This window comes from Blastopirellula marina DSM 3645 (genome assembly GCF_000153105.1).
GTDB classification, from domain to species: domain Bacteria; phylum Planctomycetota; class Planctomycetia; order Pirellulales; family Pirellulaceae; genus Blastopirellula; species Blastopirellula marina.
Map to the genome: position 1 here is coordinate 672,332 of NZ_CH672377.1, position 17,495 is coordinate 689,826.

Here is a 17,495-nt window from a genome sequence, read left to right on the forward strand (position 1 = left end):
AACGGAAGAAGAACGCCCCTTTTTATCGTGATTGGACGAGAATCCGCCTGCGTCCGAGAATTACGTGCCCAATCCTCACCAACAAGAATGAGACCCGTTACAGAAGCACTCGCCTTCTTTTCGAGCAACGTGCCTGCGAATGGGCGACATCCAATCGCTAGGCGCCGGTCGGAACTTGCGACTTTTTCAAGTCGCGCAGCTGCTTCGCTTCGTCCATTTCTTTGTAAAACGGATCGAGCGGATAGCAGCCCGAGACGATGCCGTTACGCGGCGCGGTCGTACAATCGCTGAACGTGCGACAAACTTTTTTCCGCTTCATCTCTCCCTCTTGCAGCGTCGCCGCCGGCAGTTCGGGAAAAGAAAGAACCATCCGGCCGAGACCGACGCTGTCGATCCAACCTGCTCGCACGATCGCTTGGGCCACATGCGGCAGATAGTCTTGCAAATACGTGAATCCGGTCGCGACCATCGTGACGTCAGGCGCCGCCGCTTTGCACCGCCGCGCAACGTCAATCATGCGGGCCACGCCGATCAGCGGATCTTCGGGCGGTTGATATCCGTCGCTGGGCGGAAAGATCGCCGGGCGTTGAATGTGGGGGTTGTAGTAAGGACTGCCGCAGGTGATGTTGACGCCGATCACGCCGAGCTCGCCCAACTCGCGAATCAATTGGATCGGCTCCGCCAAATCGATCTCCAGCGGATTGTTCGGATTCGAGCCGAATCCGCATCGATACGGCAAACAGTCGGTAAAGTCCATCGGCTCTCCAACCGCGTCTCCCTGCTGATACGGGACAAAATCAAACGCGCTCAAGCGAACACCGACTTCCAAGCCCGGCAGTTCGCTTTTGATCCGCTGGATAATTGTCTTGAGCAAACGGGTCCGTCCGGCGAAGTCTCCGCCAAACTTGCCTGTTCGCAAGCGAGCGCCCAGAAACTCATGCAACAAGTAGCCGTGGCATGCTTTGACATCCACAAACTGATAGCCGACTTCTCGCGCCAACCGCGCTGCATTGACATAGCTGTCGATCAAACCCTCCAGCTCTTCGTCGCTCCAGACAACCGTGTCATCGCCGGCGGCGATGTGGAACTTGGCGTCGAGCAGCGGATGATGATAGGCGATCCGGGGTCGCAATTGATGGTCAGGCAGTGGTCGGCAAAACCGGCCCGAGTGGGTCAGTTGCAGACCAATGATCAGGTCGTCGGCCGATCCAAACGATTCTTGATGCGCGGCCGCCGCCGCTTCGCGCAGCTGTGCGAGCCCGGCGATGTTGCTGTCGATCGCCATCGTCTGACGAGGATTCGCGCGACCATCCGGCTGAACCGCCGCCGCTTCGCCGCCCCAGATCATTTTGGCGCCAGAGAGTCCAAAGTTACGCCAACGGCGGATCGTCAGTTCGGTCGGCGTGCCGTCGTGATTCGCGTCCCAACCTTCCATCGGATGTATCGTCCAGCGATTGCCGGCCTTCAGCGGTCCCCAGGCCAGGGTATCGGCCAAAGGAGATCCAGCCGCGGCGGTTAAAATCTCGTCATCGCAGGGTAACGCAATTCCCAAAGTTTGCAGGCGTAGGCGAAACTGCTCAACCGTTTTCAGTTGGGCGATCTTTTCGTATTTCACAGGTTTCCTCAGTGGATGGCGCCGCTGCGATTCCATGCAGGGATTCAACTTGAAATTAGGATTGGACGATCCGTAACTACAGGGCGCTTGTCTGGTAACGCAACCTAGCCCGCGGGGCGAGCCAAGGGAAAGCGTAGGGCTATGTCGAAAATGCAACCATCGTAGGACGGTCTGCACCGCGGCGTTTGACTCTTTTGGTTTCGCCAACCGCATTCCCTTGGCTCGCGCCGCGGGCCAAGGCGACATCCCCCTACGATCGGCTGGAATTGGCGGGACGAAGCGGACTATAGGCGAGACGAAACTTCTTTTCGCCGGCGCCGCTGGCGAAGCGAACCGTCGCCGTTCGTTTGGCGCCTTCACCGCTTAGCGCGATGATCTTGCCCAGTCCATACTCGTCGTGAGTGACGACCATCCCCTGCACGAACGCGTTTGGTTCGACACGCGGCTGCGCGTCACCTTCCCGCTCGCCCAACAGATCGGCGGCCGTTCGTATATTTGTAACCGCCGACGGCAGCGCGGGTCTTGGCAGATCGAGTGACCTTTGGCCCGATATGGGAAATTCGGGGAAAAAGCTCTCATCCAACGGAAAATCAGGGGCGAAGGCCGTTTGTTCTTCCGTTACCTCCATCTCGTCGCGCGGCAATTCCATCAAAAACGGGCTCGGAATCGTCATGTTCCGTTTTCCCCGGAAATCACGATAGCGGGCCATACTGAGGTCGAGCTCTTCTTCGGCCCGCGTGATGCCGACAAACAGCAAACGCCGCTCTTCTTCTAATTGTTCCGGATTCTCGCGTGAGCGCTCGTGCGGCAGCAAGCCTTGTTCGAGGGCGACAATATGCACCACCGGAAACTCCAGTCCTTTCGCCGCGTGCAACGTCATCAGCGTCACGCGATCCATCTCGGCGTCGAAATCGTCGGTCTCGTTGACCAACGTTTTTTCTTCCAGGTAATGCTCCAGCGTCCCATCGTGCGGATGTTCGGTATCGTACTCGCGCGCCGAAGAGAGCAATTCTTCGATGTTCTCCAAGCGGGTTTGATCTTCGACGTCGTCTGTCGCTTCGTACTGCCGTTTGAACTCCGACTCAGAAAGGACAAACCCCAGGATCTCTTCGACCGGATCGTTGATCTTGGTCGATAGTCGATCGAAGAGCGCGACAAATTTGGCGAGCGCCACCGCCGCGCGGTTGCCGAGCCCGTCAATCATGCCGGCTTCGCGCGCCGCTTCAAGCATCGAGAGTCCCTCGGTCGCCGCGTGCAAGCGAACCTTCAGCAAAGTCGCTTTGCCGATAGCTCGCTTCGGCACGTTGACGATCCGTTCAAACGCGACGTCGTCGCGCGGATTGTTCATTAACAACGCGTAGGCGAGCAGATCCTTGATTTCTTTGCGATGATAAAACTCGACGCCGCTGACGATCATGTACGGCACTCCCTGCTGTCGCATCGCATCTTCAAAGGTGCGCGACAGCGCGTTGATGCGATAAAAGATCGCGTAGTCCCGCGGGCGACGCTTTCCTTGCGCGACTTGGGCCGAAATCCGCGCGGCGATCGCCTGGGCTTCTTCTTTGTGGGTGGAGTACTGAATCATCCGCACCGCTTTGCCGGCGGGATTATCCGTAAAAAGCGACTTCTTTTTCCGTTGCTTGTTGTTGGCGATCAACGCGTCGGCGACCGACAAAATGTTAGGCGTACTGCGATAGTTTTGTTCGAGCCGGACCACTTTCACGGCCGGAAAGTCGCTTTCAAACTCCAAGATGTTCTTCAGGTTCGCGCCGCGCCAACCATAAATCGATTGGTCAGGATCGCCGGTGACGCCGAGATTCGGATATTGGATCGACATGGCCCGCACGATTGCGTACTGCGGCAAGTTGGTGTCTTGGTACTCGTCGACCAATATGTAGCGAAAGCGTTCGTCCAGCGAAGCGCGGAGCTCTTCGTTTTCTTTCAGCAGCAACGTGACATGCATCAACAAGTCGTCAAAGTCGACGGCGTTCGCTTGTTGCAATGCGGCCTGATACTTCGGATAGACGCGCTCGACAATCGATCCGGTCGCATTGACGCCGCCCACATATCGATCGGCTTCGATAAGATGGTTCTTGGCCCAACTGATCGCCGAGGCAACTTGCTCTGGAGTTGCGTGCGTCAGTTGCACGTCGGTCTCGCGAATGGTCCGCTTCAACAACGAAAGCGAGTCGCTCGTGTCGTAGATCGTGTAGTTCGGCTGCAGCCCACGATATTCTGCGTATTGCCGCAGCAAGCGTGCACAGAAGCGATGGAAAGTTCCGATCCAAACATTTTCACCCGGCGCGAGACGATCCAAACGCGAGCGCATTTCGTCGGCCGCTTTGTTGGTGAACGTGAGTGCGGCGATCTGCGTAGGGCGCACTCCTTGCGACAACAGATGGGCGATTCGATGCGTAATTACTCGCGTCTTTCCGCTACCGGGACCTGCCAACACCAGCAGCGGTCCATCGACATGCAGCACCGCTTCGCGCTGCGGATCGGTCAAAGATTGAAGTAGGTCTGCGGTCATCCGTTACTTACTGCTTAAGGGTGCGAGGAAAGCGAGAAGTGCTAGCATGACGCGTGTGGTTCCCGTAAATATTTTGTAAAGTCCTGTCCAAAATTGGCGCGACAGGTATATTAACTCAAGTTCGAGGAGCGAGTCGCCGCAGTCGCCGCTTTTCAAACGACCCACTAGCGGTTCCAGGGACGAACCGCAACCATTTTCCACTCTATTGCCTGGGAGGGAACCCATGACGCGAATTCCTCTGAATGCTGCTGCTCAAGAATCGGAAAGCTTGATGTCCAAGCTCGAAATGAGCACCGCGGAAATCGGCCTCACGGTTCGCACAACGAATTGTCTCGAAGAACGTGGAATTTTCACCGTTCGAGACCTCCTCAACTGCACGCGTGCAGACCTCCTCAGCATTTCAAACTTCGGTGAGAAAACGCTGGACGAAGTCTACTCGTCGCTGGAAAGCATCGGATTTTTCCGGAAGGCCCGTCAAGCGGTCGCACAGCCGCTGGCTGTGTAGTCGCCCAGCACGCGTGAGGAGCAATACTTCCATTCAGGGAAGACGTTCAATGCCCGCGGTCGACCGTTCTCGACTGCGGGCTTTTTTGTTTCTTGGTCCCTATTTCTGGGCGACCGGACCGACGCGAAAACATTTCAACATCCCGCGACCCGCGTCCGACGTATCCCGCGCAACCAACAAACCTGCCGACAGAGCCGGAATCGCTCGCGGCACATCGGTGAAACCCGAAAAACTGCTGAGCGATTCGTACTGCTTCACGTTCGGCTGGAGCAAATAAACGTTGCCGTCGTTGGCGACCGCGATCAACTTGCCATCGGCCAACAGCAGATGCGCCGTACCAAAGTTTTCCTGCGACCAATGAACCTTGCCGCTCTGCGCGTCAATGCAAGTGAGCGACGCCGTGCCGACATCTTCGCGCCCGTTGATCCCATAAATCGCGCCATCGATCTCGATCGGCGTGTTGTACTGGCTCGAGAGCGAACTATCGTTGGCCCACACATTCGGCGCATTGTGCTGCCCCAGTTTGGCCAGCTTCGCGCCGACGCCATAACTGGACGTGACAAATAGTTGCTCATCCCACACGATCGGCGTCGCGCCGTTGACGGTCGGACCACGCATGCCGAACGGAAACTGAAAACCAACGCGTCCTGTTTCTGGATCAATCGAGCAAACATCTAACCGCGTCACAAAGATCGCCCACGTCTTGTCGCCGATCTTCGCTGCGGTCGGCGCTGCGTAACTGGCGCCAAAGTCGGTCGCTTTCCACTTTTCGCGTCCCGACTTTAAATCGAACGCGACAATCCCAGCGCCGTTGCGACCGCCGACGTTGATCAGGACATTTCCATCGATCACGATCGGCGTACTGCCAAAACCAAAATACCCCTCTTGCGCGCCGTACGTCGCAGCCAACTCCACATTCCAGCGGCGCTTGCCGGTCGCAAAGTCGACGCAGTACAAATCGCCGGCGGCGCCCAACAAGATAATCACGTCGTCTACAATCAGCGGCGTACAACGGGGCCCGCTGTCACGTACGATCGAGCCTTGATAGGTCGCGTCGAAACTGGTGCTCCACTTTTTCTCGCCGGTCTGCAGATCGAGCGCTTCGACCACTTCTAGGTCGGCGATCCGATGAAACAGAATGACCTGACCCCGTGCGATCACGGGACCGGCGTATCCCGCGCCGACCGATTTTTTCCAAACCAGCGGCGGACCGGCGGCCGGCCATTTGTCGGCCAGTTTTTCGTCTGCGGCGACGCCGCTGCGCGTCGGACCAAGGATTTGCGGCCATTCTCCAGCTTGGCTAGAAGCGGCGATTAGGGGGATCGTGACGAAAAATAACGCGTTTCGTAGCAAGATCATCGGCGCGGCGTCCTGTGGCGGAAGTGTCAGTCGGACTATATTTTAGCGTACCGGAACGACTCCACCCAGCATTCGCATTGCTGCTATTCTTCGAGGATCGACTCGCGCATGGCCCGTTGGCCCCGACTTTGGGAGAAAAAACGAGGAAAACGTCGCACAGGCTCGCCGATCTTCGGAAGCGTGGGAGAGGCGATGTTTTTTGCCGCGCTGCTGTTTCTGGGGTCGATCGGCCTGGTAGCAGTCGTCGCGTCGATCGCGTTCGAATCGGTCGTCGCGACCTATTTGTTTCCCGAAGCGACTTATTCGGCCGGAAAATGCGTCGTGATGGAGACCGATCTAAGCGAGAAAACGCTCGACGGCGGCGACACGCGCTATCAGCCCATGATTCTGGTCCACGTTCGTTCTGGCCAGCGGGACTACGTGGGCTGGACCTATCGCCGCAATCCCACTTGGTACGCCGACCGCGATGCGGCGCAAAAAATTGTCGATGGGTTCCGACCCGGCTGGGTCTATCCCTGTTGGTACGCGTCGTATGATCCATCGACGGTCATCTTGCGGCGATCGACCAACTTTACCCTCTGGATCATCTTGCTGGTCTTCGCGTCGTTCGCGACGATCGGCACGATCGGCATGTTCTACACGTTGCTGCTATTTGGCGCTTCGGCCGAACGACGATCCGCGCTGGCGAAAAGCGCCCAGAAGATCGAATTGATCGGCGACCTATTACCCCCGTCCGCCTATCCCAACATTCCGAGCGCCGAAAACTTGACCAACAGCCCCGGCGTTCGCTTAGCGTATCGCCTGCCGATTGAGGTCTCGCCGGCGTGGTGGTTGTTTGCGACGCTGCTGTTCAGCTTGGTCTGGTCCGGCATGACGGCCGTGTTTGCTCTCGCGGCGATCGCCGACCTGGAACGGGGCGAGCCCAACTGGCTGCTGATGGCGCTGACTCTAGCCGCGGTCGCGGTTGGCATTTGGTCCGGCTATCATTTTTTGCGACAGATCTCGCTGCATACGCGCGTCGGTCCCACCTACATCGAGATTTCCAATCATCCGCTGCTGCCGGGTCGCGACTACAAACTGCATCTGTCGCAAGCCGGCCGAATGCATCTGAAAAAGCTGCGGGTCACGCTCATCTGCGAAGAAGAAGCGACTTTCCTGCACGGCACCGACGTCCGCACCGAAGTGGCGCAAGTCTTTGACGCCGAAGTCGCCAACTTCCGCGGCCTGGTGGTTCGCCCCGGAACGCCGTTTGAAGAGCTGTTGCACTTTCAGATTCCGCTGTCCGCGATGCACTCATTCAAGTCGAGCCATAACGCCGTGCACTGGAAATTGATCGTCGATCTCGAGGCCAAAGGCGCCGGCAGCCAACGCCGCAGCTTTCCGATCGTCGTCTATCCGGCGGTAAAATCGAACGCATGACCGACCAGCCGCACATTTCGATCTCGCTCGATCGGCCGACGCGCCAATACGCGGCCGATGACGAGCTGCTTGCGCGGTTTGAAATCAGCAACCTCCCGGCGGTCAACATCCAAGCGATCGAAGCGTCGGTCTTATGGCATACCGAAGGAACCGGCGAAGAAGATATGTCGGCGCACGAATTTGTGCGACTCATCCCCGGCGACGAAGCCGACGGCGATCTGACCCGTTCGCAATCGTTAAAAACTCGCCTGCCGCGCAGTCCGTTGTCGTATGCCGGCAAAATCGTCAAAATCCATTGGGTCGTTCGCGTCCGCGTCTTTGTCGGTCGCGGCCGCGATTTGGTCGAAGAGTTAGAGTTTGAACTAACCCAAACAGGCGGCGAAGGATCGGGAGGCGCTCGTGGTTAGTACGAACCCATTCGCCAGTCGGCAGGTTCGTCCCGGAGCGATTCCGTTTCAATTTTCAGCCCCCGACTCGGCCAGCCTGATTATCGAGCGTCTGCGCGAGTCGCACTGGCGCGGAACCATCATCGGCCCCCATGGGTCCGGCAAGTCGACGATGCTCGAGACGCTATCCCCGCTCTGGCGTGACCAAGGTCTGACCGAAGTTCGCGTGACGCTCCACGCGGGCGCTTCCAACTCCGGCGAACTCCGGTTGCCGCGGAAAGAAGAAATCTTGGTGGTCGACGGTCTCGAGCAACTCTCCTGGCCGGCGCGGCGCTGGTTGCTGTGGCGATGCGCCGCGGCCAACAGCCGGTTGCTGGCGACCTGTCACGCGCCTCTCGGTTTGCCGGTCGTCTTCACCACGGCGCCCTCGCCGGAATTGGCCGAACAACTTGCCGAGATCTTACAGCGAAAAACAGACAAATTGGTCACCGCCGCCGACGCGCGAATGATGTGCGAAAGCAACCAGGCCGATCTGCGCGAGACCCTGTTTCAGTTGTATCACTTGTATGAGTCGCGCCGAAAATCGCGATCAGCGAGCGATTCAGACGCAGAAATTACCCGCTGATTTTCCACGATCGCTAAAGTTTCTTCACGCGCCAGAAGGTCGCCAGACGGCGCCGATTCTCTCTGCCGCGCGACCGCGCTGACAACCGCGAGATTCTTCTCTATTTCGGCTGTAATTGCTGTTCTAGCTTATGTTTCTGATCTACCTTTCCTTGGATCATCTTTTCGGATGATCGGAGCGGCAGGGAACTGCCCCAAGCAAACGCGACGGATTCGCGACCAGATTTGAGTGAGAGAGAAAAGGCATTCCCATGTCGCGTCGTCCCCTACTGGCCCTGATTTTGCTAACGACGTTCAGCAGCGCCGCTCAGGCCGACTGTTGGCTCACGAATTGGCTCTGTGGCAAAAAGGAAACGCCGCAACCGGTCGTCGCTGGCTACATGCCGGCCGGGCCTCCACAGCCGTACCAGGTGAACTACGTTCAACCGGCCGCTCCGATGTCCTGTGCGCCGGTCTATCAAAACCAGACCTCGGTTCGCTACATCCCCGAGACGCAATACCAAACGACCTACAAGCCGGTTCCGGTCACCGTTTACCAACCGACCACGGTCTACCTGCCCGGCAGCAACGTGCCGACCTTGGCCTACAACGGTTGCACGACTTACCGCTGGGAGACCGAACGTGTTCCGTACACGACTTACAAACCGGTAATTCAAAACGTCCAGACGCAGGTCAACAGTTGTGCGACGGTTGGCTACATGCAGGCTGCTCCCGCAATGCAAGGAGCCCCGGCTGTCGTGGGTTCCTGCAACAACTGCAATGGCGCGGCGCCCTCGCCGTACGCAGCGCAAGGACAGCCGATGCAGTCGTATCCCGGCGGCCAAGGACAGTGGGTTCCGGCCCAAGGGGGCGGGGCCAGCTCGATGGTCAATCCGCCTTCGACCTATCCGCAAGGCGCCGCTCAGCCGATGCCCAACTCGCAATACAACGTCGCTCCCTATCAGGGCGGAGCTCCCCAGCAAAGCCAACCGTACCAAGGTCAACCCTACCAAGGGTCTTCGCCAGCCGACCAACCGCCGGCCCTCAATCCCAACGAAGTCACCCCGCCCAACTACAACAACCGCAGCACGCTGCGTGTCACGCCAGAAAACAACTCGGTCCTCCGCCCGACGCCGGGCGCAACAATCATCAACCCTTCCCCGCAACCGAGCACGACGCCGTCGATCGGATCTGGCGCAGCGCCGATGACAACGCCGGGCACGACTTCGCCCAGCACGCCGCCCCCCAGCAACACGCAATCCCTCGGAACGCCGTTTACGCCGTACGCTCCGTCGTCGTCGCAAACCACTCAGGCGCCCTCGACAGTTCCCAGCGGCGCTGCTCGACCGCAACTCAATCCGTTGATCAAGCCGATTCCCGATCCTGACTACTACCCGACCCACACGACGCCGCAAGATCAGGCCCCGGCGCTGCTGAACCCGCACGACAAATCAGCGTTTTTGCCGACGGCCAAAATCGTGCCGATCGCATGGGACGAAGTCACGACGCCGACCGTTCGCGAAGTGAGCTACGAAACGCCAACCGTTTCGATCCCCGCCAAAAAGAGCAGCTGGCATCAAATCGGCCGCTAGTGATTCCGGTAAGCAAAAGCCATCGAAAGCCTGACGAGAGTCAGGCTTTTTTTGTGCCAAAAATTGTCCATTGACAAAGCGCACGCACCCAGCGTCAACTACAAAAATCGTAGGGTGGGTGCAGCAAAACCGCGATCGATTTCACCATCGCCAACCAACACGACCGGTTTGCGTAACCCACCAGAACCTGCTTGAGAACCGATCATCGGTGGGTTGCGCAAGCGGTGATGTGGTTCGAAATTGGTGGCCGGAAATCGCTTGCTCCACCCACCCTACATCTTGCTCTACCCGCGCTACGTCGCGCAAAAATTGTCTCTTGACGAAGCGCACAAAACTGGGGTCGACTACCCAAACTGTAGGGTCCGCCGTGCGGGCCAATGGCCTGCGCGATTGCCTGCAAATCGGCGAACGGCGCCCGGTGGTCCGGACAGCGGATCCTACAACGATGGTGTTATTTCGACTTTTCGTGGGGAGGCAATTTGTGATGACACTCAACCAACTTCGTCGGCTGATCGCCCGTTTGTGCGCTGATCCCACGACGCGAAGCGTCGACCTTCAGACGCGTAATCTAACGCGCGGCGAAATCGCCGAAGCGCGGTGGCTCGCCGTGGTGTTGATGCGGTCTGATCTCTTTTCGACTTGCCCGCTGCGGCCTGAACATTTTCAACATCAGACGCACTTTGACATCTTCCGCGCGATGCTGCAAATGCAATCGCGCCGGATCCGCTGCAACGATCTGCCGGAGCTCCTCGCGCGGCTCGATGTCGCAGGATATCCCGAAGAAAGTGCGCTCGAAATGCTGAGCGAGGTCTTGCATTGCCGCGGCCAGATTAAAAATTTTGACGACTATACGGCGACGCTCGAAAAGCGTTTTCAGGCGCATCAGGCGGCCGAGTTGACGCTGCCCAATAGCGAACTCGTCCGGCTCGATACGGCCGGCGGCGCCAGTCCGTTTCAAACGTTGACCACCGCCGAATTGATCGCCCAGCAAGAACCGCTGCAGTGGTTGGCGCCGGGGATATTCGTGCAAAACGAACCGGCGGTGATCGTCGGGCCGAGCAAAAGCATGAAGTCCTCGATCGCCGTCGATCTGTGCGCGGCGCTGGCGAGCGGCGGCCAATTCTTGGGGCAGTTCACCGCTGATCGTCCGTTTCGCGTCGGCTATGTCAGCCGTCATGACGAGCGGCAAGCGCTGTCCGGTCTCGCCGGGCGGTGGAGCGAAGCGGGCGGCGTCGATTCGAGCAAGTTGCCGAATCTGATTTGGTCGCTGTTGGTCGCCGACGCGGCCGATCCGGCGCACTTGGATCAGCTGCGCGACTGGATCCGTGGTAATGAACTCGAAGTGGTTGTGATCGATGCGGTGCGGCTGACTTCAGCCGGCAAGCAGGCGCAGGCCAAGCAGCTGTGCAACCTGGTCGGCTGCTGCAAAGCGGCCGGCGCGACGCCGATCTTATGTTGTCAGTCCCACAAAGCGATCCCCCGCGGCGCGACCTTGGCGACCGATGTCGCAGCGAGTCTCGATTTCGCGCGGCAGTGGATGTTGCTGCAGCGCCGCGAAACGTATTCGCCCGGCAGCGGTCAGCATCGGTTACGTCTCACCTACGGCGGCTGCGCCGGCCAAGGAGGCGAATGGGGCGTCGATATCGACGAGGGAAAATTAGAAGATCCGCAAGGGAGAAGTTGGCAAATCACGCTGCGCGATGTCGAGTCGATCGAAGTCGAAGCGGCGGCCAACGCCGCGGCCGCCCACGACCAACGATTGCAAACCAAAATTCACGCGACGCTGACCCACGTCGAAGCGACGCAAGCCACCAAATCGCGGATCCGCGAACAATGCGGCATCAACGGAAGTCGCTTCGCGGCCGCGTGGGATCGCTTGCTTGCGTTGGGAAAAATTAAACCGATGGAGTCCTCCGAGCAAAAACCGAAACGCGCGCCGATCTATCGGTGGATCGACCGCTCGAGCCCGCCAGAAAAAAACGAAGCGGTCCGGTCCGCTCCCGACGTCGATATCGGGCGTAGGGTCCGCTGTGCAGACAAGAGAAGTGCGTAAGCGTGTGAGCGTTTTTGCAGGGCTGATGGTCCGCACAGCGGACCCTACTTACTACTTACCGAACTGGCGGAACCCGTGGGTTGCGCAAGCGGCGATGGTTTTTGAAATGGGGGGCTGGAAATCGCTTGCTTCACCCACGCTACGGCTTATCGTTGGATTGAGCGATTGAGTCCTGCAAAAAAATACGAAGGGGTCCGGTCCTGGCCGGGGTGTTGATCATCGCGGGCCGCGTCGGCTAGGCTGATTTGCTTCGACGCCGCGCCGCAGGAACTATAAGATGACTAACGAACAAATCGCCAATCGTTTTGAGACGCTCGCCGACCTTTTGGAATTCGACGGGGCCAACTCGTTTCGGGTGCGCGCCTATCGCAATGCGGCTCGGACGATCCATGATCTGGGCGACCCCTTGGCGACCATGGTCGAGCAAGGCCGCGATCTTACCGACTTGGACGGCATCGGCGACGATCTGGCGAAAAAGATCCTCGTGATGGTCGAAACCGGCAAGCTGCCCCAGTTGGACGATCTGTTGAAAAAGGTCCCCGCCACCGTGTTGGCGATCTTGCGGATTCCAGGTCTGGGGCCGAAGAAAGCGGCGGTCCTTCACAAAGAACTGGGGATCAACGATCTCGAACAACTCAAGGCCGCCTGTCAGGAGCATCGCGTCAAAGAGTTGAAAGGCTTTGGCGCCAAAACCGAAGAGACGATCCTGAAAGGGATCAAGATCGCCGCGGCGGCCGATGAGCGGACCTATTGGTCGAAGGCCGATCTGGTCGTGCATGACTTGTTGTCGCATCTCCAGTCATGCGCCAGCATCGAACGCATTGAGCCTGCCGGCAGTTATCGCCGCGGCAAAGAAACGATCGGGGATATCGATATTCTCACCGTTTCGACCAATGCGCAAGAGGTGATGGACCGGTTCGCTCAGTTTCCGCTGGTCGAAGAGACGATTGCCCGCGGCGAAACAAAAATGTCGGTCCGCTTAGAAACCGGCTTGCAAGTCGATCTGCGCGTTGTCCCTGCCGAATCGTTTGGCGCGGCGCTGCAATACTTTACCGGCTCCAAAGAGCACAACGTCCATGTTCGCAGTATCGCCAAGCAAAAGGGGCTGAAGGTGAGCGAATGGGGCGTGTTTCGTGTCGCTGACGACGGGGAAGAAACGTATCTGGTCGGCGCCGAAGAAGCCGACGTGTACGCCGCGCTCGACCTGCCCTGCTTTCCGCCGGAGATTCGCGAAAATCGGGAAGAGTTCCGCTGGGCCGAGTCGGGCAAGCTGCCGGATCTCATCGTCGAAAGTGACCTGCAAGGAGACCTGCACATGCACACGCAGGCCAGCGACGGCGCCAACACGCTGGCCGAAATGGTCGCCGCCGCGCGCGAAAAGGGGCTGAAATTTATTGCGATTACCGACCACTCGCAACGCGTTACGATGGCCAACGGTCTCAACAGCGAACGGTTGCTGGAACAATGGAAGCTGATCGACGAATTTCGGAAATCGATCGACGATGACTTTCTCGTGCTGAAGGGAATCGAGTGCGATATCCTCGAGCAAGGAGGAATGGACCTGCCCGACGAAGTGTTGGCCCAGGCCGACTGGGTGATCGGCAGCGTTCACTACGGTCAAAATCAATCGAAACGGCAGATCACCGATCGGATTGTCGGCGCCCTGGAAAACCCGCACGTTTGCATGATCGCCCACCCGACGGGACGCCTAATCAACAACCGTCCGCCGTACGAGGTCGATTTGGAAGAAGTCTATCAAGCGGCGATCGCCAACCGCAAGTTTTTAGAATTGAACGCGGCGCCCAAGCGTCTTGATTTGAACGACGTCTACTGCGCCGCCGCGAAGCAGCGCGGCATTCCGATCGTGATCAATACCGACGCGCATCGGACCGAAGGTCTGGCCCAAGCCCGCTATGGCATTTTGCAAGCGCGTCGCGGCGGGCTGACCAAAGCGGACGTCGCGAACACCCGCAGTTGGGCCGAGATGCAGAAGATGCTCGGCCGTTAGGGTTTTTACTCGACGAAAGTTAGGCGAGCGCTTTGCGGAGCGTCTCGACAAACTTTGGGCACTCTTCGCGTGGATCGCCGGCTTCTTCGTATTCCAAAACGACAAAGCCGCGATAGTTGGCGTCCCGTAAGATTTTGGCGATGCGGGCAAAGTCGGTCGGAACCTTTTTGCCGTCCGGCCCCGAGACGACCACTTTCACTTGCACGTTCAACGCGTAAGGCGCGACTTTGGCGAGATCGCCATAGATGTCTTCACCATGAAAATTGCCGGTATCCAGATTGACGCCAAACCAGGGGCTATCGACCGCTTTCACCAGTTTCAACAGCCCGGCGGCCGTCGCCGTGGGACCACCATGATTTTCGAGCGCGAGAAAGACCCCCTGCTTGGCCGCATAGTCGCAGACTTCCTGCATCCCGGCGACCATCAACCGATGCGACTCGTCGGGCGCAATCCCTTTCTTCGCATGGCCCGCGAAGATGCGAATCACCGGCGCCGAGAGAATCGCGGCGTTGTCGATCCACATTTTGACGTCCGCAATTTGTTTGTCGCGCTGCTCGCCGTCGGGATGTCCAAAGTCGTTGCCGACGGCGGTGCCGCTGATGCTCATACCGAGGAGAAACGCCTGACGTTTCAGTTCGCGAAGTTGTGCCGGCGAAACGTTCGGCGGAAAGTAGTACGACGTCAACTCGGTTCCGTCGAGTTGCATCTTGGCGCAGTCGTCAATAAAGTCGGCCATCGTCAACTGGGGCTTGTCTCCTTGCAGCAGTTTTCGATAGCTATAGGCGGCCAGACTCAACTTGAACATCGGCGCAGTCCGCTGGGTGATCGGCTCGGCGGCGGTCGCGAGTTGCGGTGCACTCCATGCCGCGGCGGCGATTGCCCCCGAAGCGGCGATCCATTGACGACGATTGATGGGGAAGTCGTTCACGGGGCGGTTCTCCTACCTGCAAATGGATGGGCGAGACGTCGAAGCGACGTTAGGCGTGGGCGGGAATTTTTTTGCTGCTCGACGCAGCGTTTTCGTCGCCAGTGGTCGCATCCCCTGGGGGACGGACGGCCAGCGGAGTGAAAAACGCCAAGTTCATGACCAGCATCAGCAGCGCGAGTAGCCAATTGCCGCTCGCTAAAGCGTACAAAATCCAAATCGGGATGGATACGGCGATCATCAGAGGGCGGAGCGGACGGACCCAAATCGCCACGGGATAGGCCAGCTCAAACAACACGATCGCGTGCGTCCAGGCATAGACCACCAACGGGCTGCTGCGGAGAAATTTGAAATCGATCAGCGGCGAGTCGGGTCGCGCCAGCACGTTCCACATCGCGGCGCCGTTCCACCAGATGTAGCTCGCCCCCAACTTGCTGAGGGCCATCATCACGAAAAACATCGACAGATGAACCTGCATGAGGCGAATCGCGATATTTGCGGCGTACGTCTTGCCGATCGTCGGTTTGCCCAGGCGCTTTCGCCAGACGCTATCGATCGAGTAATGAGCGCCGCACGGCCCCAGACATAAGTACAGCATCAGCGGACAGAGAATCGGTTCGATCAATCCGGTCAATACGATCGGCGATCGCTGGGCGTACGACAACACGAGGATGAACGATGCGACCGCCGTGAAGCGAGAAAAGAGCCCGCCGGCAAACGCCAACAGCGTCAGGATGGTGACCGCGTGCAAGATCCACAGATCGGTCGGATCTTGGAAATAGTAGAGGAGCGACCAGTAGGAAGCGCCGCTTTCGGGATCGTTGATCCCGCTAATCTCGTAGACGCGAGATACCGGCAACACGCCGTCGGCGGCGAACCAGAAGGTCAAATCGGTCGTATAGCCGAGCACATACAACAGTGCGATGCAGGCGATGCCGATACGCAGCATGCTTAACGTTTTGGCCTCCGCCGCACGGAACCAAAATTGAGTCCACGATTCGGTGACGCAGCGAGACAGGTCGGCGAAGTATTCTTGGATGGCGACGATCACGATTGGCTCTCCACAGCAGGCGCGACATGTTCCAGCGACGAACGTTTCAGAACTTGCACCTGACCATCGCGATCGAGCCAAACGTCGGCCTCGTAGACCGTCTCGAAATAGCTGGCGGCGTCGGGATCTTCGGCTGCTCCGGCTGCGAGTTCCATCGGTTGAAACATGTGCCTGCGAAGGCGAAAGACGCCGCGCGTCGCGCCGGTTTCCTGAAACGTATGAGCAGCGAGCGATTTGGCGAACTGAGCCGGCGGAGCGTCTTCGCCGATGCGAACTTGTAACGCGATGTAAATGGCCAGCAGACGCAACCGTTGTTGGGCTTGCGACCCGGCGGCGAACTGATCGTTAATGGTCACCGTTTCGCCGGCGCGTTCTCCTTCGGTCAGCTCGATCACCAGCAGATGATCGTCGCTGAAAGGTTCACCGCTATGAATGTAATAGGGAGATCCCGTCACGCTGATCGCCAGCGATTCGCCCATGACCGCCTGGTAAAGTCCCCCTAGGCGTTTATGGAGTCCCGACATGTATTCGTTACCAAGCGGGCAACTCAGCAAGACCCATAGTCCAAAGAGATAGGCAATCAGCGCAAGCGAGAGAAGCGATCGCGCGTTGCTCGACAGGGGCTGAGGATCAGGTGTTGTCGGTTGGGGTAGAGGCATTTGCTTCAATTTGGGTAGGCAGGCAAATTTGCAGTGCCCTTTAGTCTAATCAATTCAGGGCCGTGTTAAATTAGGTAAGCGCATAAAAAAATCGGACTCCCAAGGTTGGGAGCCCGATCTTTGTCTGCATCGTAGGGTTATGCGGCGCCGATCGTCACAGGGCAACCGAACTGTTGCATTTCCCCATGTCGACTAGCGACGGAAGCTGACGGTGTGGACGCGAACCGGCATACGAATGCTGGCTTCGGCCGGGGGAGCCGGAGCTTCGTCGCTCGGGCTAACTTCGGGAGGAGCCGGGGCTTCTTCCGGAGCGGCACAGGACGGTTCCGGAGCGCAGCAGGTCGGTTCCGGGGCACAAGCCGGTTCCGGCGCACAGCAGGTCGGTTCCGGAGCGCAACAGGTCGGCTCAGCCGAGCAGCTGCACTTGCACTTGTGACCGAACAGACCGCAGCAGCGATCGCGTTTCGCAAACAAACCGTGACACTTCTCACGGCACTTGTGACCAAACAGGCCACAGCAGCTCTTCACGCCACAGCAAGCCGGAGCTTCACTGCAACCATTGCAACCCCAGGCGGCGGTCGCCTCACGCTCACCACCGACCAAGGAAATTCCGACGATCGCGAAGAAGATCGCGATGCCAAGTCCAAAAATGCGATTCATGTCAGAATCCTCCAAGAAACTCTACTGTATTTGAAGTGCTAGGGGGGAACCTTCACACAACAACTCAAGAGCCGTACGTCGTGTCCTCTGCGAGGACATGGATAACGACCGCGGCCTCAACCCGACTGCT

14 protein-coding genes are annotated in these 17,495 nt (G+C 58.5%); 7 read left to right on the forward strand and 7 right to left on the reverse strand.

Annotation, left to right across the window (positions count from 1 at the left end; translation table 11 throughout):
* Positions 1–157 precede the first annotated feature (157 nt).
* Together DSM3645_RS21820 and DSM3645_RS21825 are read right to left on the reverse strand one after the other, a co-directional pair.
* Complete coding sequence (locus tag DSM3645_RS21820; RefSeq protein WP_002654752.1) at positions 158–1,615, reverse strand: oxidoreductase; 1,458 nt, start codon at positions 1,613–1,615, stop codon at positions 158–160.
* A gap of 250 nt (positions 1,616–1,865) precedes the next feature.
* On the reverse strand, positions 1,866–4,145 hold the full coding sequence (locus tag DSM3645_RS21825) for an ATP-dependent helicase (RefSeq protein ID WP_002654753.1): 2,280 nt from the start codon (positions 4,143–4,145) through the stop codon (positions 1,866–1,868).
* Positions 4,146–4,368: 223 nt separating this feature from the next.
* Here DSM3645_RS21825 and DSM3645_RS21830 point away from each other — a divergent pair, with 223 nt between their 5' ends.
* Positions 4,369–4,650, forward strand: coding sequence for a DNA-directed RNA polymerase subunit alpha C-terminal domain-containing protein (locus DSM3645_RS21830; protein WP_002654754.1), 282 nt, complete (start codon positions 4,369–4,371; stop codon positions 4,648–4,650).
* Positions 4,651–4,749: 99 nt separating this feature from the next.
* Here the strand turns inward: DSM3645_RS21830 and DSM3645_RS21835 are convergent, their stop codons facing one another.
* Positions 4,750–6,009: an outer membrane protein assembly factor BamB family protein gene (locus DSM3645_RS21835; RefSeq protein ID WP_002654755.1), complete on the reverse strand. Its 1,260-nt coding sequence runs from the start codon at positions 6,007–6,009 to the stop codon at positions 4,750–4,752.
* A gap of 108 nt (positions 6,010–6,117) precedes the next feature.
* On the opposite strand from DSM3645_RS21835, the gene DSM3645_RS28805 reads away from it, so the two are divergent.
* The 6 genes from DSM3645_RS28805 (at position 6,118) to polX (ending at position 14,070) form a co-directional block, all read left to right on the forward strand.
* Positions 6,118–7,428, forward strand: coding sequence for a hypothetical protein (locus DSM3645_RS28805; protein ID WP_002654756.1), 1,311 nt, complete (start codon positions 6,118–6,120; stop codon positions 7,426–7,428).
* Positions 7,425–7,835: a hypothetical protein gene (locus DSM3645_RS21845; protein ID WP_002654757.1), complete on the forward strand. Its 411-nt coding sequence runs from the start codon at positions 7,425–7,427 to the stop codon at positions 7,833–7,835. Before DSM3645_RS28805 ends, DSM3645_RS21845 begins: the two co-directional genes overlap by 4 nt.
* Entirely contained in the window at positions 7,828–8,439 is a 612-nt protein-coding gene (locus tag DSM3645_RS21850) for a hypothetical protein (RefSeq protein ID WP_002654758.1), read from the forward strand. The genes DSM3645_RS21845 and DSM3645_RS21850 overlap by 8 nt, the downstream gene beginning before the upstream one ends.
* Before the next feature lie 250 nt (positions 8,440–8,689).
* The gene (locus tag DSM3645_RS30310) at positions 8,690–10,009 is read left to right on the forward strand and encodes a hypothetical protein (RefSeq protein WP_002654759.1); all 1,320 of its coding nucleotides are present in this window, start codon (positions 8,690–8,692) and stop codon (positions 10,007–10,009) included.
* A 484-nt stretch (positions 10,010–10,493) separates the two neighbouring features.
* The gene (locus DSM3645_RS21860) at positions 10,494–12,062 is read left to right on the forward strand and encodes an AAA family ATPase (RefSeq protein WP_002654760.1); all 1,569 of its coding nucleotides are present in this window, start codon (positions 10,494–10,496) and stop codon (positions 12,060–12,062) included.
* A 277-nt stretch (positions 12,063–12,339) separates the two neighbouring features.
* Positions 12,340–14,070: a DNA polymerase/3'-5' exonuclease PolX gene (polX, locus tag DSM3645_RS21865; protein WP_002654761.1), complete on the forward strand. Its 1,731-nt coding sequence runs from the start codon at positions 12,340–12,342 to the stop codon at positions 14,068–14,070.
* Between the two features lie 19 nt (positions 14,071–14,089).
* Here polX and DSM3645_RS21870 read toward each other — a convergent pair whose 3' ends face one another.
* The 4 genes from DSM3645_RS21870 to DSM3645_RS21885 form a co-directional block, all read right to left on the reverse strand.
* Positions 14,090–14,998 (reverse strand): sugar phosphate isomerase/epimerase family protein, encoded by a 909-nt coding sequence (locus tag DSM3645_RS21870; RefSeq protein WP_002654762.1) that lies wholly within the window; start codon positions 14,996–14,998, stop codon positions 14,090–14,092.
* A 49-nt stretch (positions 14,999–15,047) separates the two neighbouring features.
* Positions 15,048–16,046, reverse strand: a complete 999-nt coding sequence (locus DSM3645_RS21875) for a hypothetical protein (RefSeq protein ID WP_002654763.1) — start codon at positions 16,044–16,046, stop codon at positions 15,048–15,050.
* Positions 16,043–16,705 (reverse strand): hypothetical protein, encoded by a 663-nt coding sequence (locus tag DSM3645_RS21880; RefSeq protein WP_131282788.1) that lies wholly within the window; start codon positions 16,703–16,705, stop codon positions 16,043–16,045. The genes DSM3645_RS21875 and DSM3645_RS21880 overlap by 4 nt, the downstream gene beginning before the upstream one ends.
* A gap of 192 nt (positions 16,706–16,897) precedes the next feature.
* Positions 16,898–17,365: a hypothetical protein gene (locus DSM3645_RS21885; protein ID WP_002654765.1), complete on the reverse strand. Its 468-nt coding sequence runs from the start codon at positions 17,363–17,365 to the stop codon at positions 16,898–16,900.
* Positions 17,366–17,495: the final 130 nt, after the last annotated feature.